Annotated in this window: 21 protein-coding genes and 1 pseudogene; 10 read left to right on the top strand and 12 right to left on the bottom strand. The window is 41.8% G+C overall.

Translation table 11 applies throughout. The features are described 5' to 3' along the window. Positions 1-30 precede the first annotated feature (30 nt). Positions 31-1,284 carry a 2-methylaconitate cis-trans isomerase PrpF gene (gene prpF / locus JMW61_RS11475; RefSeq protein ID WP_201551399.1) on the bottom strand — a complete coding sequence of 418 codons (1,254 nt, stop codon included), beginning with the start codon at positions 1,282-1,284 and terminating at the stop codon, positions 31-33. Between the two features lie 104 nt (positions 1,285-1,388). Between prpF and JMW61_RS11470 the strand changes: the two genes are divergently transcribed. Together JMW61_RS11470 and JMW61_RS11465 are read left to right on the top strand one after the other, a co-directional pair. Further along, positions 1,389-1,610: a TA system antitoxin ParD family protein gene (locus tag JMW61_RS11470; RefSeq protein WP_068404729.1), complete on the top strand. Its 222-nt coding sequence runs from the start codon at positions 1,389-1,391 to the stop codon at positions 1,608-1,610. Positions 1,611-1,627: 17 nt separating this feature from the next. Then, positions 1,628-1,918: a type II toxin-antitoxin system RelE/ParE family toxin gene (locus JMW61_RS11465; RefSeq protein WP_201551397.1), complete on the top strand. Its 291-nt coding sequence runs from the start codon at positions 1,628-1,630 to the stop codon at positions 1,916-1,918. Positions 1,919-2,027: 109 nt separating this feature from the next. Here the strand turns inward: JMW61_RS11465 and acnD are convergent, their stop codons facing one another. The 7 genes from acnD to JMW61_RS11430 form a co-directional block, all read right to left on the bottom strand. Continuing rightward, positions 2,028-4,661: a Fe/S-dependent 2-methylisocitrate dehydratase AcnD gene (acnD, locus tag JMW61_RS11460; protein ID WP_201551935.1), complete on the bottom strand. Its 2,634-nt coding sequence runs from the start codon at positions 4,659-4,661 to the stop codon at positions 2,028-2,030. A 99-nt stretch (positions 4,662-4,760) separates the two neighbouring features. Then, positions 4,761-5,375: a hypothetical protein gene (locus JMW61_RS11455; protein WP_201551395.1), complete on the bottom strand. Its 615-nt coding sequence runs from the start codon at positions 5,373-5,375 to the stop codon at positions 4,761-4,763. 78 nt (positions 5,376-5,453) lie between these two features. Further along, the gene (prpC, locus tag JMW61_RS11450) at positions 5,454-6,581 is read right to left on the bottom strand and encodes a bifunctional 2-methylcitrate synthase/citrate synthase (RefSeq protein ID WP_201551393.1); all 1,128 of its coding nucleotides are present in this window, start codon (positions 6,579-6,581) and stop codon (positions 5,454-5,456) included. Between the two features lie 98 nt (positions 6,582-6,679). Continuing rightward, a complete protein-coding gene (locus JMW61_RS11445) occupies positions 6,680-7,333 on the bottom strand; it encodes a DUF2059 domain-containing protein (RefSeq protein WP_201551391.1) in 654 nt (217 codons plus the stop codon). Positions 7,334-7,462: 129 nt separating this feature from the next. Further along, on the bottom strand, positions 7,463-8,356 hold the full coding sequence (gene prpB / locus JMW61_RS11440) for a methylisocitrate lyase (protein WP_201551389.1): 894 nt from the start codon (positions 8,354-8,356) through the stop codon (positions 7,463-7,465). A gap of 352 nt (positions 8,357-8,708) precedes the next feature. Then, positions 8,709-9,983: an NRAMP family divalent metal transporter gene (locus tag JMW61_RS11435; protein ID WP_201551387.1), complete on the bottom strand. Its 1,275-nt coding sequence runs from the start codon at positions 9,981-9,983 to the stop codon at positions 8,709-8,711. 225 nt (positions 9,984-10,208) lie between these two features. Further along, complete coding sequence (locus JMW61_RS11430) at positions 10,209-11,222, bottom strand: LysR family transcriptional regulator (protein WP_201551385.1); 1,014 nt, start codon at positions 11,220-11,222, stop codon at positions 10,209-10,211. 229 nt (positions 11,223-11,451) lie between these two features. Here JMW61_RS11430 and JMW61_RS11425 point away from each other — a divergent pair, with 229 nt between their 5' ends. Continuing rightward, the gene (locus tag JMW61_RS11425) at positions 11,452-12,336 is read left to right on the top strand and encodes a RodZ family helix-turn-helix domain-containing protein (RefSeq protein WP_201551383.1); all 885 of its coding nucleotides are present in this window, start codon (positions 11,452-11,454) and stop codon (positions 12,334-12,336) included. A gap of 30 nt (positions 12,337-12,366) precedes the next feature. Here the strand turns inward: JMW61_RS11425 and JMW61_RS11420 are convergent, their stop codons facing one another. Then, a complete protein-coding gene (locus JMW61_RS11420) occupies positions 12,367-13,065 on the bottom strand; it encodes a VIT1/CCC1 transporter family protein (protein ID WP_201551381.1) in 699 nt (232 codons plus the stop codon). A gap of 415 nt (positions 13,066-13,480) precedes the next feature. Further along, positions 13,481-13,588, bottom strand: coding sequence for an FAD-dependent monooxygenase (locus tag JMW61_RS14440; RefSeq protein ID WP_227687490.1), 108 nt, complete (start codon positions 13,586-13,588; stop codon positions 13,481-13,483). Between the two features lie 332 nt (positions 13,589-13,920). On the opposite strand from JMW61_RS14440, the gene JMW61_RS11410 reads away from it, so the two are divergent. The 4 genes from JMW61_RS11410 (at position 13,921) to JMW61_RS14465 (ending at position 17,769) form a co-directional block, all read left to right on the top strand. After that, complete coding sequence (locus JMW61_RS11410; protein WP_201551377.1) at positions 13,921-14,328, top strand: RidA family protein; 408 nt, start codon at positions 13,921-13,923, stop codon at positions 14,326-14,328. Positions 14,329-14,354: 26 nt separating this feature from the next. After that, positions 14,355-15,026 (top strand): DUF1028 domain-containing protein, encoded by a 672-nt coding sequence (locus JMW61_RS11405; protein ID WP_201551375.1) that lies wholly within the window; start codon positions 14,355-14,357, stop codon positions 15,024-15,026. 26 nt (positions 15,027-15,052) lie between these two features. Then, complete coding sequence (locus JMW61_RS11400) at positions 15,053-16,021, top strand: LysR family transcriptional regulator (RefSeq protein ID WP_201551373.1); 969 nt, start codon at positions 15,053-15,055, stop codon at positions 16,019-16,021. 230 nt (positions 16,022-16,251) lie between these two features. Further along, the gene (locus tag JMW61_RS14465; protein ID WP_201551371.1) at positions 16,252-17,769 is read left to right on the top strand and encodes an amino acid ABC transporter permease/ATP-binding protein; all 1,518 of its coding nucleotides are present in this window, start codon (positions 16,252-16,254) and stop codon (positions 17,767-17,769) included. A 267-nt stretch (positions 17,770-18,036) separates the two neighbouring features. Here the strand turns inward: JMW61_RS14465 and JMW61_RS11390 are convergent, their stop codons facing one another. Further along, entirely contained in the window at positions 18,037-18,786 is a 750-nt protein-coding gene (locus JMW61_RS11390) for a class II aldolase/adducin family protein (RefSeq protein ID WP_227687456.1), read from the bottom strand. A gap of 209 nt (positions 18,787-18,995) precedes the next feature. Here JMW61_RS11390 and JMW61_RS11385 point away from each other — a divergent pair, with 209 nt between their 5' ends. Together JMW61_RS11385 and JMW61_RS11380 are read left to right on the top strand one after the other, a co-directional pair. Then, complete coding sequence (locus JMW61_RS11385) at positions 18,996-19,853, top strand: ABC transporter substrate-binding protein (RefSeq protein WP_201551369.1); 858 nt, start codon at positions 18,996-18,998, stop codon at positions 19,851-19,853. 82 nt (positions 19,854-19,935) lie between these two features. Further along, entirely contained in the window at positions 19,936-20,805 is an 870-nt protein-coding gene (locus JMW61_RS11380) for a phytanoyl-CoA dioxygenase family protein (protein WP_201551367.1), read from the top strand. A gap of 323 nt (positions 20,806-21,128) precedes the next feature. On the opposite strand, the pseudogene JMW61_RS14435 reads toward JMW61_RS11380, so the two are convergent. Then, a pseudogene (locus tag JMW61_RS14435) lies at positions 21,129-21,287 on the bottom strand (class C beta-lactamase); the annotation flags it as partial. A 156-nt stretch (positions 21,288-21,443) separates the two neighbouring features. On the opposite strand from JMW61_RS14435, the gene JMW61_RS11370 reads away from it, so the two are divergent. Continuing rightward, positions 21,444-22,202 carry a hypothetical protein gene (locus JMW61_RS11370; protein WP_227687455.1) on the top strand — a complete coding sequence of 253 codons (759 nt, stop codon included), beginning with the start codon at positions 21,444-21,446 and terminating at the stop codon, positions 22,200-22,202. Positions 22,203-22,239: the final 37 nt, after the last annotated feature.

Genomic DNA, 22,239 nt, shown 5'->3' with positions numbered 1-22,239 from the left:
TATCATGATTGGCAACCTATTATTATCGATCTAAAATGCATCGGCTGGCACAAAAACCTCACCAACCATTATACGGCGGGCTGAGCGACTCATTGATACTTTTTTTGCCTGCCAGCGGCCGTCGACTTGCTCTGTTTTTCCACCGACCAGCAACGTACCTGATGGGTGACCAAAACGTACTTCATCGAACTTCTGACCACCAGCGGCCTCATTTACTAAGGTGCCTTGTGTGGTTGCCGCTGCTGCAATGGCGACGGCTGCTGTACCCATCATGGCATGATGCAGTTGCCCCATACTCATGGCACGTACCACCAAATCAATCTCGCCAGCATCGACCGATTTACCACTAGAGGCGGTATAGCTCTGTGCTGCGCCTACCCAAGCGACTTTAGGAATGTGTTGACTGGTTTGCGCCTCGCTCACATCTTTAAACAAGCCCATCGCTACACCGCCTTTGGCACGGATTTTCTCAAGTTTGGTAAGTAGCTCGTTGTCACCATTGATGTCACCTTGCAACTCAGTACCCGTAAAGCCTAAATCTTCTGCTTTCAGAAAGATGGTCGGGATGCCTGCGCTGATAAAAGTGGCTTTGACGCTGTCGGTAGTTAAACCGTAGCCAGATACATCGAAGTCATCGACCAAGTTACCAGTGGGGAACATATCGCTAGTGGCATCCACAGGATCAATAAACTCAATTTTGACTTCAGCAGCAAGGAAGGTCACACCATCTAATTCAAAATCGCCCGTCTCTTGAACTTGTACTTTGTTATTTGCGCCTTTATAGACTGGCACATGGGCAATGATGGTTTTTCCGATATTTTCTTGCCAGATACGTACTTCACAAATACCGCTTTCAGCATTGTCATTGATGCTGTTATTGATCTTGTCAGCATCAACCAATCCCATATTAATGGCACAGGCACCAACCGCTGCGGTTAAATTGCCACAGTTTCCCGCCCAGTCAATCATAGGTTTGGCTATATTGACTTGTCCAAACAGGTAATTCACATCGTGATCTGATTTATCAGAGGCCGATAAAATAACCGTCTTTGAAGTGCTAGAGCTACCATTACCCAACCCATCAATTTGTTTGCCGTAAGGGTCGGGGCTGCCTATGACACGTAATAAGAAGTTATCACGTGATTCACCAGCGACTTGGCAACGCTCTGGTAGATCCGATAGTTTAAAAAATGTACCTTTGGAGGTGCCACCGCGCATATAGGTAGCAGGAACGGATAGTTGCGGGGCGAAAGCTGTTTTATTTTTTGAAGTTACTTGGGTCATTACATGGATTCCTTTTTTATGCTTATTAGAGTGATAGTCGTTGATATAGTATTTTTGTGGTAAAATACCACAAACGTCAATATTTTTTGAATATGGAGAATTTTATGTCCACTGCAAGCATACGTCTCAATAAAGCATTGGTTGATAAAGCCTATGCAATATCTAAAGCACAACATCGCACCCCGCCAAAGCAAATAGAACATTGGGCAACCATTGGACAAATTATGGAAGACAATCCTGATCTATCTTATGAATTTGTTCGTCAGCTTTTGATTGCGCAAGCAGAAGTGGATGCTGGTATGGTTGAACCTTACGAATTTGGATAATGTATTTTGGATAAACAATGACTCAGTCTTTAAGTATTGTTCAGTCACATAGTTTTAAAAAAGCGGTTAAAAGATTACATCAAAACCAGAAAGCTGATTTAGATAATGCTGTACGTACCATCATTGACGATCCTGATATAGGTGTGCAGAAAGTAGGCGACTTATCGTCCGTACGTGTCTATAAGTTTAAAATGCTAAAGCAGTTAACATTATTGGCTTATATAATTGATGATGGTCAGCTTGTCCTTACTTTGTTAATGGTTGGCACACATGAGAATTTTTATCGTGATGTTAAATTAATGCTTTAATAATCGCTATAAAGCATTAGTCTCATTATTTGTCACATCTAGAGACTAAAAAACCGATGCCATATCTCCATATAACATCGGCTCTTTGATTACTCAAAACATATAATACTTAGACAATATCTAGCGTACCTTCGATAAACTCTTTAGCAAAACGCTGTAGCATACCGCCTGCATTGTACATTTTGACTTCATCAGCAGTATCAAGTCGGCAGATAATAGGCGTCTCAGTGGTGCTACCATCAGCACGATGGATCACTAGAGTCATCAACCCGCCAGCAGAAACTTCGCCAGTCACATCAAACACTTCGGTACCATCAATGCTTAAGGTCTCGCGAGTAACGCCTTCTTCAAACTGTAACGGTAGCGCACCCATACCCACTAAGTTTTGACGATGAATACGCTCAAAGTCCTCAGCGACGACCACTTCTACACCAGCGAGACGTACACCTTTGGCAGCCCAATCACGGCTTGAGCCTTGACCATAGCCGTCACCTGCGATGATGATGAGTGGCTGCTCACGGTTCATGTAGGTTTCAATCGCTTCCCACATGCGCATGACTTGACCTTCCGGCTCTACACGCGCCAGTGAGCCTTGGATAACCTCACCATCTTCATCGCGCACCATTTCGTTCAATAGTTTAGGGTTGGCAAACGTTGCACGCTGCGCAGTCAAGTGATCGCCGCGATGGGTTGCGTATGAATTGTAATCCTCGGCAGGCAAGCCCATGGTATCCAAATACTCACCAGCAGCTGATGCACCCAAGATCGCATTTGATGGCGACATGTGGTCGGTCGTGATGTTATCACCCAACACTGCCAACGGACGCAAACCTGTTAGCGTATTCTTTTTCGACATTTTACCTTCCCAGTACGGTGGGCGGCGAATATAGGTCGTCATTTCACGCCAGTCATACAGTGGACTTAACGCCTTACCCGTGTCTTTTTTGGCTTCATCAAACATAGGGATATAAACGGCATTGAATTGCTCAGGCTTAACTGCTTTGGCTACAATGGCGTCAACCTCATCATCATCAAACCAAATGTCTTTTAGATAGACATCATTGCCTTGTTGATCTTTGCCCAATGAGTCTTTTTCGATATCAAAACGGATGTTACCGGCGATAGCATAAGCGATAACCAGTGGCGGCGATGCCAAGAATGCTTGCTTGGCATACGGATGGATACGACCGTCAAAGTTACGGTTACCAGATAGCACTGCCGTGGTAAATAAGTCGTTATCGATGATTTCTTTTTCGATATCAGGGTCCAGCGCGCCACTCATACCATTACAAGTGGTACAAGCGAAGCCGACTACATCAAAGCCAATCTCTTGCAATTCTGGCATCAGACCAGCTTCTTCTAGGTACATTTTGACCGTTTTTGAGCCGGGTGCTAATGATGATTTTACCCAAGGCTTACGTAACAAGCCTTTAGCATTGGCGTTACGGGCGACGAGGCCTGCAGCTACCATATTGCGTGGGTTTGAGGTGTTGGTACAACTGGTGATCGCCGCAATAATAACCGCGCCATCTGGCATGAGACCATCTTTTGGTTCTGGTAGCTTTTCATCAGCGCCGTGAGCGATACCTTTAGCAACCAAGTCCGTAGTCGACACACGTGCATGCGGACGCGAAGGGCCTGCCATATTACGTACCACTGCTGATAGATCAAACTCAAGCACGCGTGCGTACTCGGCTTTTTCCATGCCGTCAGCCCATAGGCCAGTTTGCTTGGCATACTGTTCAACCAATTTAATCTGAGCCTCAGAACGACCAGTTAGGCGTAGATAGTCGATGGTTTGCTCATCGATATAGAACATTGCTGCGGTGGCACCATATTCAGGTGTCATGTTGGAGATAGACGCACGGTCACCGACGGTTAATTGGCGTGCACCGTCACCGAAGAATTCAATATAAGTAGACACCACGCCGGCATCACGCAAAAACTCAGTCATCGCGAGTACCAGATCCGTACCCGTAATGCCTTTTTGCAGTTTGCCCGTTAGTTTGACGCCAACGTAATCAGGGAGGCGCATATATGATGGATTACCCAGCATGACGCTTTCAGCTTCTAATCCGCCAACACCGATGGAGATAACACCCAAGGCATCAACCATTGGCGTGTGACTGTCAGTACCGACTAAAGTATCAGCAAACGCGACCTTTTCACCGGCTTTGTTTTGCACCACCTGTACTACAGGCGACATTTTTTCTAAATTGATTTGGTGCATGATGCCATTGCCTGGTGGTACGACATTCACATTATCAAAAGCGTACTGGCACCAGTTGATAAAGTGAAAACGGTCATCATTACGGCGCTCTTCAATCGCGCGGTTCTTCTCAAATGCATCTACTTCAAAGCCTGCGTGCTCAACGGCTAGTGAGTGGTCAACGATGAGCTGAGTTGGCACGATTGGATTTACTTTTGACGGATCGCCGCCTTGTTCAGCGATGGCATCACGTAGGCCTGCCAAATCCACAAAAGCGGTCTGACCCAAGATGTCATGACATACCACGCGGGCAGGGTACCAAGGAAAGTCGAGGTCTTGTTTGCCTTCGATATGCTGCTTTAGTGCATTGGTTAACTCTTCTGGTGGGCAACGGCGAACCAAATTTTCACACAATACTTTTGAGCAGAATGATAGCTTGTCATACGCGCCAGCTTCGATGTTTTCAACAGCCTCACGGGTATCAAAGTAATACAAATCAGTATCGGGCAGTGGCTTTTTAAAGGGTTCATTCATTGGTTGTACTAGTGCATTGTCCATAAGTCACCTTTGGCGGTTGGCTGGTTGGAATAGGAATGTTTTTATTAAAAAATCAGATAGATATTCAGTTTATAGTTACTTGTTGAATCTTTTGTTTATCTCTAATAAATCATATCTGGCATCATTGAAATTTTTTCTAAACCACTGATTGAAAGCTATCAGTACCTCAAACTTATTATCAAAATTTAAGGAAATAAAGCTGAGATATTCATCCTCTGTCAACAGGTACTCTTTATTATCTAAAGTATAAAGGTAACTTTCAAAATCCAAGCTCGTAATAAAACCGATGGCGTAACCAATAACATTTTGCTCAAAAAAACTCAAATTGCTTGGAATACCTAATATTTCAAAAAAATCAGGTATGTAGTCTGTTTCATACCAATCATCTAAGTTTTCATATATTTGTGTTAATGGATAAGGGGGGATTTCAGTAGCCTGCTTGCGAGTTAGATGCACAACGCAGACTTGGTTTGAATGAGTAATCTTAAATAACCAATCATCACCTATACCTTGTGCAAGAGCTTCAACTTCAAATCCATATAGTGGATGGCCTATATAAAGCTCTCTTTCTAGTTCGTCTGTGAAAATCTTCTTAAAATCCTTACTTTCTTTGGTACAAGACCACCAAGTATGCAAAAACGGTGCATCTTTTAATGCCGATTTAATATCGAAAGTATTGTCGAATATCATAGCATTTCAAATGTTTTAAAAGTAATGATAGAGTGCATCAAATCGGTACACTCTACATAGCTTCTATATCAAGAAAAATTAACGCGCACTCATATCCGGTACTGGACGTAACTCTTCACCCGTATATTCTGCACTTGGGCGAATGATGCGGTTGTTAGCACGTTGCTCAAACACGTGAGATGCCCAGCCTGTTAAGCGAGAGCAAACAAAGATTGGTGTGAACAGTTTGGTAGGGATGCCCATAAAGTGATAGGCAGAGGCATGGAAAAAGTCAGCATTACAGAACAGTTTTTTCTCGCGCCACATAACTTCTTCACAGCGTACTGATACAGGGTATAGCACTTCGTCACCAACGTCCGCTGCCAGCTTTTCAGCCCAACCTTTAATCACGACATTGCGTGGATCTGACTCGCTATAGATCGCATGACCAAAGCCCATGATTTTGTCTTTGCGTGCCAGCATAGCCATCATTTCTGTCTCAGCTTCATCAGCTGAACCAAAGCCTTCGATCATATCCATCGCGGCTTCGTTCGCACCGCCATGCAAGTGACCACGTAATGAACCAATCGCGCCTGTGATACAAGAATGAATGTCAGATAAAGTAGAAGCACAAACGCGAGCGGTAAAGGTTGAAGCGTTGAACTCGTGCTCTGCGTACAAGATAAGAGACACGTTCATCACTTTTGTGTGTAGCTCGTTTGGTTTCTCACCTTTTAGCAGATGCAAGAAGTGACCGCCGATGGTTTCATCATCCGTTTCGGTTTCGATACGCACGTTATCATGCGTAAAGCGATACCAGTAGTTGATAATCGATGGGAAAACAGCAAGCATGCGATCGGTTTGATCGTTTTCTTCTGCAAAGTCAGTCTCGGTCTCAAGGTTACCAAGCATAGAGCAACCAGTACGCAATACATCCATTGGATGTGCAGTCGCTGGGATACGCTCTAATACGTCTTTTAGTGATTGTGGCAGACCCCGTAAGCCTTTTAGTTTGGTTTGATAAGCATCAAGTTGGCTCTGACTTGGCAAGTTGCCGTACAGTAGCAAATACGCCACTTCTTCAAAGATGCATTTGTCTGCCAGTTCTGACACGTCGTAACCGCGATAGGTTAGACCTGAGCCTGATTTGCCAACAGTAGATAGTGCCGTCTTGCCAGCGACTTGACCGCGTAAACCTGCGCCTGAAAGTTCTTTTTGTGCTGCCATGATTAAATTCCTTTTGTGGGTAGCTTTTTTGGGTAAAAAACGGTGTTTCTGATAATGAATTTATTGGTTAATAACTGACTATAGCGGCCAGTTGAGCGTTACGCAGGCTGTTCAGGCTGTGGGCCACCTAAGTCGACATTGCAACGCTTAAATTCGGCTTCGATAGGCACGTTTAGCACTTCCATTGCACTGCCTTCGCCTTCTGCATTATTAATCTTCATATACTTAACGCCAAGCGGTGACTCCATAAACGTTTGAATTTCCGTCATCTCTTCTGGAGTAGGTTCAGCCATTGGCGTTGCGATTTCTTCGCCATTCATGACGAGCAATTGCTCATTGCCAAAAGCAATCAACTTTTTCCCCACATCTGATGTATAAAAGTCATCCAACTCTTGCAGCTCTGCATCGGTAAACTGACTCTTATAGAAGCTGTCGACTTCTGCTTTACCTAAGTCTTCATCGCGCGACTCAAGGCAGCTTACTTGCTCTGCGCTGAGTGTACCGCTATTGATAATCGGTGCAAATAATAGCTTGTTGACAGTGTCTAGCGTAATTGTTGTCATTACTAGGTCGTCTTGAGTGGCGGGTGCAGCAGCCTTATCTGTAGCAACGACTTCAGCAGTGCTTGCATCGCTAGTCGTGTCGTCAGCAGTTTCTGGTGTTTTATCACAGCCCGTCGTAAGCAACAACGCAGCGAGCGTGCAGCTAAAAATTGAAGATTTAACGATAGAACTAGGGGTAAAAAATGACATAAATAACCTAAAGGTAAGTGAAGAGGAGTATCGTAAAGATAACAGCAGTAGCAATGTATCTTTTGGCGTTGCTAGGTGCTAATTAAGATCACTAATTAAACTAACTAGCAACTAGCTGCTAATCATTAACTATTTGTTATCAGCGAATAGCTTGTCTAGCGTTTGCTCAGACTCATGATAATTCAAGAAATCATACAATTCCATACGAGTCTGCATGGTATCGACAACTTTGTCTTGTGTACCATCGTTCAGTAAATGCTGATAGACATTCAATGCCGCTTTGTTCATCGCACGGAATGCTGATAGCGGATACAGCACCATGTCAACTCCAACGCCATGCAGCTGATCAGTGGTGTACAAATCAGTCTGACCAAACTCAGTCATATTCGCTAGCACAGGAATGTCTAGTACATCGGTAAACTTACGATACATCTCGATATCGGTTAACGCTTCAGCAAAAATCATATCTGCGCCAGCTTCTTGGAAGGCAACAGCACGTTCAACAGCAGCATCTAAACCTTCTACAGATAAGGCATCTGTACGCGCCATCACCACAAAGTCAGGATCGGTTTTGGCATCTAGTGCGGCTTTTAGACGATCAACCATCTCTGAGATACTAACGATTTCTTTATTAGGGCGATGACCACAGCGCTTTTGCGCCACTTGATCTTCGATATGTACTGCCGCGACGCCTGCCTTTTCCATTTTTCTGATGGTCTGAGCAATATTAAAGGCGCCACCAAAGCCAGTATCAATATCAACCAGTAGCGGTGTATCAACGGCATCGGTAATGCGGCGGGCATCTTCTAGGACGTTATCAAGACTGGTCATACCCAGATCAGGCAAGCCAAATGACGCATTGGCCACGCCAGCACCAGAGAGATACAGCGCTTGATGACCAACTTGGGTTGCCATCATCGCAGTATAAGCGTTAATAGCACCAGCAATTTGTAGTGGTTGGTTGTTATCGTTTTTTTGTTTTAAGGCACTACGGAAGCGCGCGCCAGCAGATGATAAAGTCATGTTGTAATCCTTACTTGGAGGGATGATATTCTCTTTATTGTTATCGATTATACCCAATTATCAGTCACTGGGAAGGGGGTTTTTGCTGTCATTAATTATATAATTTAAATTATGAATTAAATAAAATTAATATTATTTGAATAATAAATAATGGTATCCATAAATCAACGGTTCATATGCATTACTATTCATTTTAGTAAAACGACTTCATTGATTGACCTTTAATATTTACATTTACTTACAAAGATAGGCTAAGTACTTGTCACGCTTTATAAATATTACGCAAGAAAAAAGCCCTGATAGCAAGGCTAAAAGGGCTTTATAAATGATTAGACGTACTCTAGATAAGCGTCTAACCAAAGAGACCGGCAAGATTGGCTAAGAATAACAAGGCAACGCCACCTAGGAACAGTAAGCTTATAATTGAATAAACATTCATACCTGCTGATAGTTTTTTATGTTTTTTGACCAATGAATAATTTAACCAACCAAAAATAGGCGCAGACACAAACGCTGATATCATGGCGAACTTCAGCATGGCACCCAATTGTCCGGTGAAGAAAGTGATAATCACTAGACCACCACCGATGGCATAAGTCGTCCAAAAGGCGACTTGTTTTTTATTAATCTCGCTTTCACCTTTCAGTAGACGCCAGCACTCAGCATTCGCACGGCCATAGCCGTCAGCACAGGTAATCGTCGTGCCGAACATACACATAAAGGCGATAAAGGCGACCAGAAGCCTTGACCATTCACCGATGGTCGCCGTATACATGTTGATGAGCTGATCAATATAAGCGACGCCTGCGGTTTGAATTTCTTGACCAGAACCATACTGAACGAATACACCTAATGATAAAAAGAACAACGCTAAAATAGCAGAAACCAAAAATCCCACATTAAAATCAAGCAAACCTTGTTTGAGAGTGGTGTGGTCAGCTTTTCGCTTTGCAGATGTCCACATTGAGGTAATAGCAGCAAACTCAAGCGGCGCTGGCATCCAACCCATGAGCGCTACTATAAAGCCTAACGTTGCTAAATTCCAAGGAGAGGTAGGAATAAAATCAGGCGTCATCACCGTTGGCTTGCCAGCAGCAATCAGTACTGCCAATACTGTGGCGGAGACCAAAGCAATCATAATCCACTTAGTCACACCATCCAGTAGTTTATAGTGTCCAGCAAGTAGAAAGAACCAAGACACTCCCACTATGATCAATGACAGTGCCATCGTTGATAGACCAAGAGACGCGGGTAGCATAAAGCCCAGTATCACCGCAGCAAGCAGGGTCACCGCTCCTGTACTAATCACCGCAGATAGGATAGACAAGATAAAGTAAATCCACAAATATGCTTTTGAGCGTTTGGCATAACCTGCGATCAAGCTTTCGCCCGTATCATAGACATAGTCAGTGCCGAAGCGAAAGAAAGGATACTTGAATACATTGGCTAAGATAATCATGATAGCCAACTGCCAGCCATAGATAGCACCAGCCTGCGTAGAGGAGATAAGATGCGAGCCACCAATAGCAGCAGTCGCCATTAAAATACCAGGACCAAAAATGCGCCAGCTAAAGCCTTCTTGGGCAGTGCCAGCCATGTCGGAATTGTTGAGTTGTTGTGTGGTCATGAGTCCCTCGAAATAGTTAAATAGCCAGCCATCACGTCCTGTGATGTACTGCCAGCAACCATTACAGCAATGTGTACAAAAAAATAAGCGGTGACTGTATCACACCTTGTACTGCTCGTAATAATGATAATTTTTACGGTCAATACCAATAGATAGTTAACGATTGACCGTTTTTTACTGGGCGTGATAGCGAGATTAGCACTTAACAGTCAAGGTTGACAATACTCACATAAATTTCTGCTGACGATAAGTAATACCGCGCTGCTCATAAACGTGATAAATCGCACTGAGTAAGTCAGGAATACTAGGGTGAACGAAGTCTTTGAGCGTATGTAGATAGATAGGTGAGGTAACATTCTCATGCACCAAGCTTTGATAACTAATTTGCTCAGTGCGCACCGTTTTTAGGCTGGCAGGTACGAGGGTAATACCTTCACCAGCAGCCACCAAACCCAGCGCTACCTGTAAGTCACTTACTGTTGTGGTCATAAATGGTGAAATACCGTATTGTGCAAACAAATGTAGTAATGGCTCGGTAATAGGTGTATTAAGTGTGGACTGCTTGTTGGTTGTACGGTTGTTTTTTGTATGAGCGGTCAACTTTGCGCTCTGTGTGTTCGAAGTCGATACGGTTGTGGCTATTGGTAAATGCGTTTGATGGTATAGGATCAAGCGGTTGTTTGCCAAGTCTATCAAGCGCTGTTCACGGATATGCGCTAAGGCGTGTGCTTTTGGTAGCGCGACGACGTAACGCTCATGACGTAGTAATATCTGCTGAATCCACGGGTCTTTGTGAGCAAAGCGACCAAAGCCGATATCGATTTCACCAGATTTGAGTGCCTCTATCTGCTGATATGAACTGATGTCTTTTAGATTGACTTCGATGTCGGGGCTGGATTGCTTGAGCATCGCGATTATTTCAGGAAGCAAGCCATAAAGCACAGAGGGCACAAAGCCAATGTTTAAAATACTACTTGGTGCAGACAGTCGTTGAGTCATACTGGTAACGGTATCAATCTCAGTCAGTATGGTACTGATTTTATCGTAAAAAAACGCGCCTGCTTCAGTCAAATCTAGCGGCCGATGATAGCGATCGATCAACTCTACGCCCATATCTGTTTCGAGCTGTTTTAAGAGGCGGGAGAGGCTAGGTTGTGACAATCCTGTTTTGGTTGCGGCTGCACTAAAGCTGCGCAAATCTGCGATAGCGATAAATGCATTAAGCTGTTTTAAGTCCATACCCTTAAACCTGTTTTTATATATTGTCTTTATATTCATTAGCATATTGACGATATTATGCTGGATATATTTACAAATATTATTAATATCAAATAAATTGTGCTTGAAGATAATATGGTGAGCAACTATATTGTTTGCTTACGCTATAGTTACAATTTGGTGATAAATATCACAACTCATTCTAGCAGTCATTTAATACCAGTAGAATAAACTGGTTTGGTATTATTCTATGAGCGACAAAAAAACGGATATCGAGACAGATTTTGAAGAGAGGTTGGCGAAAATTGCCAACAAAAAATCGCGTACCCGTACCAACAACGATATCTATGATCGCTTCATCAGTCGTGTTCAAAGCACTGAAGATGACAGCCGTGCTACTGGCAATATAAAGACACGAGAGAAAGCATTAGATATAACCGCGACCGACACAGATACTGTTTTTGATTTCTCAAATTCAAACTCACTTGTAGAAGAAGAAACGTTCAATATCGATGAATCATTAAAGATAGAATCTGATGATACTCATACTCAATTGAATAGTGACTATAACAAAGTCATGGATTCAGAAGCTGAGATGCAATCTGACGCCAAAGCGACTACCTATAATGATGACTGGGCCACTCAAGAGGCGCAGATACAGGAAGTCGTTAATGAGCCAGCAGCAACAGCACAGAACAAGCTGGCAAGTAGCAAAAAACCGCTTATTATTGGTATCGTTTTTGGCTCATTATTAATTGCTGTTATCGTCGCAGTGCTCATTTTCACTGGTGTTCTATCCACTTCAACAAATACCACTATGCCTGATAGTGCAAGCTCAACTCCCAATAATAATGAGACAATTGAGACAGAAGTAACGACAAACAGTATACCTGTTGAAGATATTGAATCGGAAACAAGCGTAGATGAGACAGAGCCAAGTACGGCAGATACGCCAGTAGCAGCTACAAAACAAGGTGAGGCTACTAGCGAGAATCAAAGTAGCACAACCAATCAAACTGAGGTTGCTGAGGCACCATCATCTGCATCTAATGATCCACAGGCTGATACTGCTATCAGTTATGAGGTATTTAGACAAGAATCACAAAATACAGTGTATCGTGAGACCAACGACTAGGTTTCACCCACTATTTCAATAGACGCCTCTCTACACTGCCACACCGAATAAACGTCCAATCATCGATGTGGCTAGCATTGCAATCGCTCCCCACGAAACGATCCGAACGATAGCAGGTATGATGGGCGCGCCGCCCAAACGGGCAGATATCACACCCAACAGAACGAGACCAAGTAAGGTAATAGATGCCAGTGACCAAACCAATGCCTGCGCTGGTAATACTATTACACCAATCACAGGCAATATCGCCCCAGCAATGAACGATAATCCTGAAGCAACGGATGCATGAATTGGCTTTGCTTGGCTAAGATCGGTCAAACCAATCTCGTCACGGGCATGGGCTTCAAGGGCATCATGTTCCGTTAAAGCCACCGCGACTTGATGAGCCAATGTGTGATCAAGTCCGCGCGTCTCATAAATTTTCGTTAATTCAAAGAGCTCACGATCAGCATTATGTGTCAGCTCATACTGCTCTTTGGTCAAATCAGCCTTTTCGGTATCTGCTTGCGAAGATACCGAAATATACTCGCCAGCTGCCATTGATAACGCACCTGCTGTTAATGCTGCCAGTCCGGTCAATAGCATTGTCTGACTACTAGGATTTGCCGCTGCAACGCCAACCAGTAAACTGGCAGTTGAAATCAACCCATCATTCGCACCTAACACGGCTGCTCTTAACCAATGGTTGCGGTTGCTAAGATGAGGCTCGTCATGAATAGAGTGATGCATAGATATCCTTAGAGAGTCGTTAAACACTTGAGACTTAATTATCTACTATTACTCAGTTTTTTATACAGGAATATTTCCTTAGCTTCATCACTAATTATAAATTTACTATCACAACATTAATCAAATTTTTGCAACCAATTTATAGCTCTGATAATGTTTTTTTATGTCTTATATTTCGCAATACATTGTTGTTGGTTTTGACCGTAAAACCCTTCTTGTTCTTAATTTTGACAATATTTTGTACTTCCACACCGGTTGCAACGAGTGGATCAATCATCTTGGCATAATTTTCAAAATATTCGGCGACTTCATTGTGCGGGACGAAACATTCTAGGTTATGAGGAAAGTGCATATTTGGAGAATTGTCATGCCAGCAAAGCCCATTAGCTACTAACGAATCCCATATACGAGTCCTTCATACCTTAGCAATTCTGTTCTTTTCCAAAACTATATGTTCAATACCTAGTTTGCTCAAATACTCACTCATCCTCATACCAGGTTGACCCGACCCAACCACTAGCATGTCTACATTTTTATTGTTGATTGACATACGACCATTCTCTTTCTAAACAAAAATTAATATTTTCAATAGCAACTCTACATAGCTCAAAGTCTCTAAATAGATCATATCTACTAAAGTCATCGTAATTTTTCTTCATATCAAAGGACAATCGTATGTCCTGAACTCTTACCTCAAAAAACCGAATCAGCTTTGATATGGCTGAACCTAATCATTGGAAAGGAAATCTTAATTTGCCTTGAAATCGATTTGCTACATACTGTTTATAAGGCAGTCAAACATAACTTCCCTATTAGATATCGCCCATCTTATTCGAACCTGATATGAGGTAGTCCATGAAACACACACGTATTCGACCCTTTAATACAAAAGATACTTACCCTGAGCAAAATATTGATAATGACTTGTGCCAAGCAGTGGTTGCAAAAGGCAGCACGGTATTTCTAAGAGGGCAAATTGGCCAAAATTTAGAGACCAATGAAAGTGTTTGTATTGGGGATGTAAAAGGTCAAACAGAACAAGCCATGTCTAACATCAATCAGTTACTGAAAGAGGCCGGTGGAGAGCTAGAGGATATCTGCAAAATCACTATCTACATCATAGATCCTAGATATCGTGAAGATGTTTATCGTGTGGTTGGGCGTTGGCTAAAAGGCGTCCATCCAGTGTCTACTGGCATTGTGGTGTCTGCTTTGGCTCGTCCTGAGTGGTTGGTAGAAGTTGATGCTACCGCTGTAATCTAAAACTATATTTCTATTAAGGATAGATGATGACCTTTTCTATTATTGCTCGATGCACAAAAACAGGACAGTTGGGTGCGGCGGTTAGCTCTTCATCACCAGCGGTGGCGTCTAGATGTATTCGTGCTAAAGCAGGTGTCGGTGTGGTAGCGAGTCAAAACATTACTGATCCCAATTTGTCTCAAATATTGATTGAAATGATGCAATATGATTTAACCCCAAATGACGCGGGTCAAGAACTGATAAAAAGCACAGAATTTATCCAATATCGCCAATTAATGGCTTTGAATACCACAGACGCGTCTTTCGTGTTTAGTGGTGAGCACACCTTAGGCACATTTTCTACCGCTCAAGGCAAACACGCTTCTTGTGCTGGAAATATGTTGTCAAACACCTCTATACCAAAAGAGATGCTAAATACTTTTGAAAAAAGTGAGGGGTCGCTTGCCAGCCGACTGCTTGAGAGCTTAGTATCTGGCTATAACGCAGGTGGGGAAGAAGGGGCAGTACATTCTGCAGGCTTGCTAGTGGTCGATAAAACCACATGGCCGATTGTAGACCTTCGAGTTGATTGGTCGGATACTCCCATAGAAGACTTGCAGCAATTGTGGAAGGTCTATGAACCTCAATTGGGCGATTATGTTATGAGAGCTTTCAATCCAACCATGTCACCGAGTTATGGAGTACCTGGAGATTTGTAAATACTATTTAATAAAAAGGATCTATCGTGTTAAGTCGCATCACTCTACGTCAAATGGAATACTTTGTCACCACAGCAGAAAGTGGCAGTATTATTATTGCTTCTGAAAAGATCCATATCTCATCTCCCTCGATATCAGCAGCAATCGCACACATGGAGACTGAGCTTCATGCACAGTTATTCATTCGCCAACATGCCAAAGGGTTGCTGTTAACAGAAATCGGAGAGCAGGTAAAAGATGCTTGCAAAGTGATATTGGCACAATCGTCTGATCTTTATTCTATGTCAGCTGACTTCACAGGCGTCATGCGCGGAAAAATAAAAGTTGGGTGTTTTTCAGCATTTGCCCCTTTTATTTACGCCGAAATCATACATGGATTTTCGAATTTATATAAGCAGGTAGAGTTAGAAGCCGTCATAGAGGATCACCATGAATTATTACAAGAGCTGATAAAAAACACGTTAGATCTTGCATTATTGTATGACTTGCATATCGATGAGAACCTAATCAACTTTACGCCATTAGCAGATTTACCTCCATATGTTCTATTGGCTGAATCTCATCCATTGGCCAAAAACCAAGCAGTTACGTTGGAAGAGCTCACTGAATATCCGATGATACTGCTAGACATGCCATACAGTAATGATTATTTCCTCTCTCTTTTCCGCACTAAGAATCTAAAACCCAATATTAAAGAAACCTGTAAATACTTGGATGTCATTCGTTCCATGGTGGGAAACAATATTGGTTATACCATTCTCAATGTTCGTCCAAAGACGGATTTTTCTGCCGATGGCAAAAAAGTGGTTATGGTCAGAATATCGGGAGATGTACGCCCCATGAAAATCGGTATTGCGACGCCTAAGAACGCCAGACTAACCAATGTTCAACAAGCCTTTTCTAGTCGTTGTCAGGCTTTTATCTCTAATCAATATATACCAGGCATGAGTGTTTCGTATTTTTCGGAAGCTCATATCAGAAGCGAAAAAGAATGAGAAAAGCTCAGTTCCACAGCACTAGAATCGTATTCAATACGGAAGTTGATCCGTTTCACCAGTATTTCGACTCTCTGATTTTAGTTTGTGGACTCAGGCTCAATCGAAGTTACATACTAACCCAATGAATACCTTGCTACTGGCTGATTAAAAGCTCGTAGCAGCCTTCTAAACAGGCATATTGAAACATTATCACAACTCAGTTGTTAACTAATTTTAGAGGATAGATCATGCAATTTGATTGGGTATATACGTTTAGTTTGTTAAAAGACAAAAACTTTTGGCAAGCCACCTTAACCGTTATTGAGCTCAGCGTCTTAGTATGGCTTTTAGGTATAGTGTTAGGCTTTGTATTGGCATTGGGTAAAAAATCTAAAATAAAACCCGTCTCATTATTGAGCAGATCCTATATATGGTTATTCCGTAGCATCCCTCTATTAGTGTTACTAATTTTTATCTATAGCATGCCTCAAGTATTCCCACAAACCAGTGTTATCTTATCATCGTCGTTTATCTCAGGTTTAATTGCATTAACCTTATGCGAGTCAGCGTATATTGCTGAAATTCATCGTGGTGGACTCAATGCTGTACATCAGACCCAAATAGAGGCGGGCAAAGCTTTGGGTATAAAACCAATGGGTATTCAAAGGCTGATCGTGGTACCACAAGCATTAAGAATTGCTTTGCCTACCTTAAGCAACGAGTTCGTGGTCATCGTGAAATTAACCTCATTGGTCTCTGTTATTTCTTTAACAGAAATATTACTGGTTGGGCAACGGTTGTATTCCCAAAACTTCTTAGTGCTTGAGACCATGTTAGCAGTTGCCTTTTACTACGTCCTCATCGTTACCGTCTTTGGATTTTTGATTCAGAGGTTTGAAAAATTCATCGACATCACTCAAAAAACCCCTTCTATTTTAAAAGAAGGTGAGTTGGTCAGTAGCATCTCTGCCAATAAATCTTTGAACAATTACAAGGAAATAAATAACGAAAGAAAAGGCGATTATGCTCTTGAAGCCACTGATATCCACAAGTCATATGGTGAACATCATGTGTTAAAGGGCATCGATCTAAAGGTAAAATGGGGCGAGGTGGTTTCTATCATTGGACCGTCAGGATCAGGTAAAACAACGTTTATTAGAACCTTAAACAGCTTAGAGGCACTGAATAAAGGCACGGTAAACTTGATGGGTAATCCATTTTTGAAAGACACGGTATTAACGGACAAGTCCAAGCCCTTTAAAGAGCAAATTGTGCATATCGGTATGGTTTTTCAGAACTTCAACCTATTCCCTCATAAGACAGTCTTAGAAAATATTATGCTGGCGCCTCAGTATCATAAAATGCATGACAAAGGTATCAACCAACTGACAGCGATTGCAATGTTAGATAAAGTAGGTATGAAAGCACATGCTAAAAAATACCCGCACCAGTTATCAGGTGGTCAACAACAACGTGTCGCTATTGCTAGAGCATTGGCTATGGAACCCTCAATCATCTTGTTTGATGAGCCAACCTCTGCATTGGATCCAGAACTGGTGAGTGAAGTATTAAAAGTCATGGAACAACTCGCCAAAGAGGGCTTAACCATGATTATTGTGACTCATGAGATGAGCTTTGCCTTTAATATTTCTGACAGAGTTATCTTTATGGAAGGTGGTCATATCATAGAGCAAGGATCTCCTAAAGAACTAGAAAACAGTTCAAATGAGAGGTTTAATCAATTTGTACAAAATATTGATCAGTAATCATTAAAATGGGTTGTCTTATCTTGACCGCTATTCAGTCATTTTATTACCATCAAGCAATAGGCCGATATATTGCATATGTCGGCCTATTGCTTGATGGTAAATTAACTTGTATGTCTCGCTAATTTATTTATTCCTCCCTCTCAATCGTAGTCATAGTCAGGTAAGAGTCTGCGGATATCGTAAAACAAAAAAACGAACCAATATTCTTGATTCGTTTTATGAGACAAAGCGAGGAATGACACCGTAAAAAAACTAACATAGTGCTTAATCAATAAAGTCAGGCTCTTGTGCTAACAGCAATCTTTTTATTTCCTCAAAATGTGCTTCGCTAAAATCTTCGATACCTTCCCAATCTTTAGCCGTCTTTTCTGCGATGTCATCAGGAATGATGTTTAATGTCTGATTGGTAGCATAGGCAGTCACCAATATCTGACAAGACCTTTCAATCGTATACATATCATCAAACGCCACACCAATACTATGTGTGCCGATTAATATCCCATGATTTCCCATCATCAGACGACTATGATCACCCAATAATCCAGCCAGTCGCTTACCTTCTGCATTGTTATCAGCCATACCTTGGTAGCATCTATCATAATTCACACGATTGAAATAACGTGCCGTATTTTGGTCAATAGGTTTGATTACAGGATCTTTCAACGTCGATATGGCTGTCGTATAAATAGGGTGCAAATGAAGCACGCATTTGATGTCAGGTCTCAAGAGATGGATTTGACTGTGTATGGCCCATGCGGTTGGGTCAATGTTTGCCAACAGTTCTTCATCAGGGTTATTGGTGTCTAATAATATTAAATCGCTGGCTTTGATGGTTGAGAAATGCTGCCACTTTGGATTTATCAGAAACTTACTACCGTCTTCAGACACTGAAGCACTGAAATGATTGGCAACCGCTTCATGCATATTGATCCTTGCAAACCAGCGAAAACAAGCTGCGAGGTCAATACGTGCCTGCGCTTCAGAGTTCATAGAGCTGCTTATTAAGTTCGTCATAAAATACTCCTATGGGTGTGATTATTACTATACAGAGAGTATTGAAAGCAGCACTGTGTTTTTAAATAGGATTTACAATAGTAGTGCGTAGGTTTTTCAAAATTGCTTTTGATAGGGTATTTTTAGTATAACTAGGTTAAGAGATATTAATGTTATCAACACATCAAATACTGTCGTTCAAACTCACTAACCCTCTAGGAATGAATACGATGAAGCAACTAAAACTTATATTACTCTCTGTCACTGCAGGTTTAATGTTGAATGCTTGTTCGAATGAAGCCCCTTCAAATAGCGACGCAAGTAGTGATACTGCTACGAATACAAGTGTTGATAAACAGGTGATTACGATAGGGTCGGACATGACTTTTCCACCTTATGAATATTTGGATGAACAAGGAAATCCTGGCGGGATAGATGTAGAGATTATGGCCAGAGTGGCTGAGCTTAATGGCGCCATTACGCCTAAATGGGAAGATACAAGATGGGCCAATCTGATTCCTGGCTTAAAAGGTGGCAAGTTTGATGTGCTGTACTCATCAATGTATATCACCAAAGAACGCCTAGAACAAATTGATATGATTCCTTATTATAAAACGGATATTTCTTTGCTCGTACGCGGTGACTCGGATATTGAACCTAAAGGTGCAGACGACTTATGTGGCGAAACGGTCGGTTCAATGAAAGGCACTGCTTTCTCTACTCAATTGGCAGAAATATCTCAAAAATGTATCACACAAAATAAAGCTGCTATTACCATCAATGAGTATGAAAACTCACCTCAAACCACACAAGCGCTATTATCTAGAGCGGTTGATATTCAGTATGATGATGCGGCAGTTATGAAAGAGGCTTCTGCAAAGTTGGGTGATCGAGTTAAGGTGACCTCTACACAAGAGTTCTTTCCCATCGTTGGTGGTATCGGCATCAAAAAAGGCGACACTGAGACCTATAAAATTATTGAAGATGGTATAGAGCAAATGAAGCAGTCGGGCGATCTAGAGAAGATACTAAGTGCCCACGGACTTACTGTTCCAAGCCAAGCAGACATTGATCAAACTATGAATTAACCGATTGTCAATTCGATTAGTAAAAGCAACGGTGTGGCGGATTTATTGGTATTTTACTATAAGCAAATAGAAGGAATTTAAGATGTTAACAAACGAACAAATTCAGAAGTATTATGACGATGGTTATTTGGTTGTAGAAAATGCAATTGAGGCTGCTGAGCTGACAGAACTGTTGGATCAGATAAAATCTTGGATTGATGAAAGTAAGACGCATACCGAAGCGTGGGGAGCGACACTGGATGGTAGAGCAAGGTTTGATGTTGATCCAAAGGATCATAGTGCCGACAACCCTTCTTTAAGACGTATCACATCTCCTACAGAGATATCTGATAAATTCTCTGATATGGCACTTAAATCCACCATGTCAGAAATGGCAGGTGACTTGATTGGCGGCAATGGAACACGCTTTCATCACAGTAAGATAAACGCTAAGCTACCCAATACCACCACCACTGTCAAATGGCATCAGGACTTTCCATTTACACCTCACACCAATGATGACATGCTGACAGCACTACTCATGATTGGAGAGGTCACGATGGAGAATGGACCACTACTGGTTGTTCCTGGTAGTCATAAAGATGAGCTATTTTCGCACTGGGAAAATGGCAAGTTTGTGGGCAAAGTGAGTAACGATGTAGAAAACGAAAAATGCCAACAATTTGTTCCTTGTATTGGAAAACCTGGTTCGATCTGTTTTATGCATAGCAGATTACTGCACTCGTCTGGCCCCAACAAAAGCGAGTTGCCAAGATATTTGTTCATCTCTGTTTATAACGCAGAAGATGCACATGCGCTATCGCCAAATCCTTTGCCAAGTAAGCATGAAGGCTCGTTGGTAAAAGGTATCGCCAGCGGCAATGTCAGATTGACAGCAAATAATATCCAGCTGCCAGAAGTACCTGATGGTGCCTCATTTTTCACTCAGCAGGAACTGGCCACTACTGCTTAATTAAACTATAAATTAAGCAGAAAGAACGATTCCCCATGACCTAATAGCATGATAAAAAAGCAGATACTAATGGTAGTATCTGCTTTTTTATACATTAATAATTGAAATCAGCTGATTAATAACACCCTAGTATGATTCTTCGAGATAATTACACAGCGTATCAATATAATCTGCCCAATCTTGCATCATTTCTACTCTGGTATCTATTTCTTAAAGGCAATTATACGCGCCGCCATGGGTACCTTTAATACGATGACCTAGCTGCTCATAAAACGAGCTTTTATCTCATCCAGTCATTTTTTGTCTCATACTAAATAAATGAATTATTTAGCCATCGCACTTTCTAATATCGTATAGGCCGCTTTGACCCTATCTGCATTAGGATAGTTCTTATTTGCTAAAATGACGATGCCTGATTTTTTGGTAAGGATATAAATGACATGCCCGCCAAACCCATTGGTAGCGCCTATCTTGTTGACCCACACGTTTGTTTAAGACGGATGTCGGATGGTTTCCTTTTAATAATAAACATTAATAAATTTACCTCTGTATCTTTGCTCATATAATATATGCTTCTAGCTAGTCTCTTGAATTGCAATATTAGGCTTTTTAGCAATGTCCATTTCTCAAGGTATTCAATGTTTATTAAAAAATTAAGCCAGATTGTTCTTATAGCTGTGAGCGCTACTCTCATGACATCTTGTATTGGTAGAGCGCCTGCAAACTATATTGGTGATTTAGGTGGTCTCCCCGTTGAGTTGCCAAGAAATATCGTAACTTTCGTTGCGTATAACGGTGACCCTACATTTGGCAAAAAACGAGAGGGTAAAAAGCCCACACGCAGCTATGAATCAGAGATAAATAGTTTTGGCTTTGATCTACGTTATACCGACAACACCATATTCGATAAGAGCAATAAAAGTCATAAATATGCTTATGATAAAGAACAGTACTTGCCTAATGACCCCTGGGTATCAGTCAGAGTCTCCTCTGGCGATAAATATCATGGAGTAGGCGCTATTCACCGTATCGGCGATGGAACAATTAGTGCAAATGGTGTAGACCCTGTTTATACGTATGAACAGCTTGATAACGATCAATACGGATTGGAATTTTATGCACCGCCGGGTATAGACCCTAAGACTGACCGTCCTTATCGTGAAGACAGGTATGCAGAAGATGTGTTTATCCAAAGAGATAAAAATAGCCAAATTACAACCTATATAAGGTGCAGTAATAGAGATGTGCCTAGGCCACCTTGTATTCATAACTTTGATTTAGAGCCAGAAATGGCTTTATATGTCAATGTGCAATATTCACGTCATAACATCACTGACTGGCAACAAATTGAGCAGGTGGTCAGACAACAGATTTTAAACTTCCGCAAAGTATCATAAGTGTTGCTATAAAACTTAAATTATTCAGGTATTCAAT

Source organism: Psychrobacter fjordensis (genome assembly GCF_904845995.1).
GTDB classification, from domain to species: Bacteria; Pseudomonadota; Gammaproteobacteria; order Pseudomonadales; family Moraxellaceae; genus Psychrobacter; species Psychrobacter fjordensis.
Note: the sequence above shows the minus strand (reverse complement) of the source record. Positions and strands in the feature narration are given on the sequence as shown.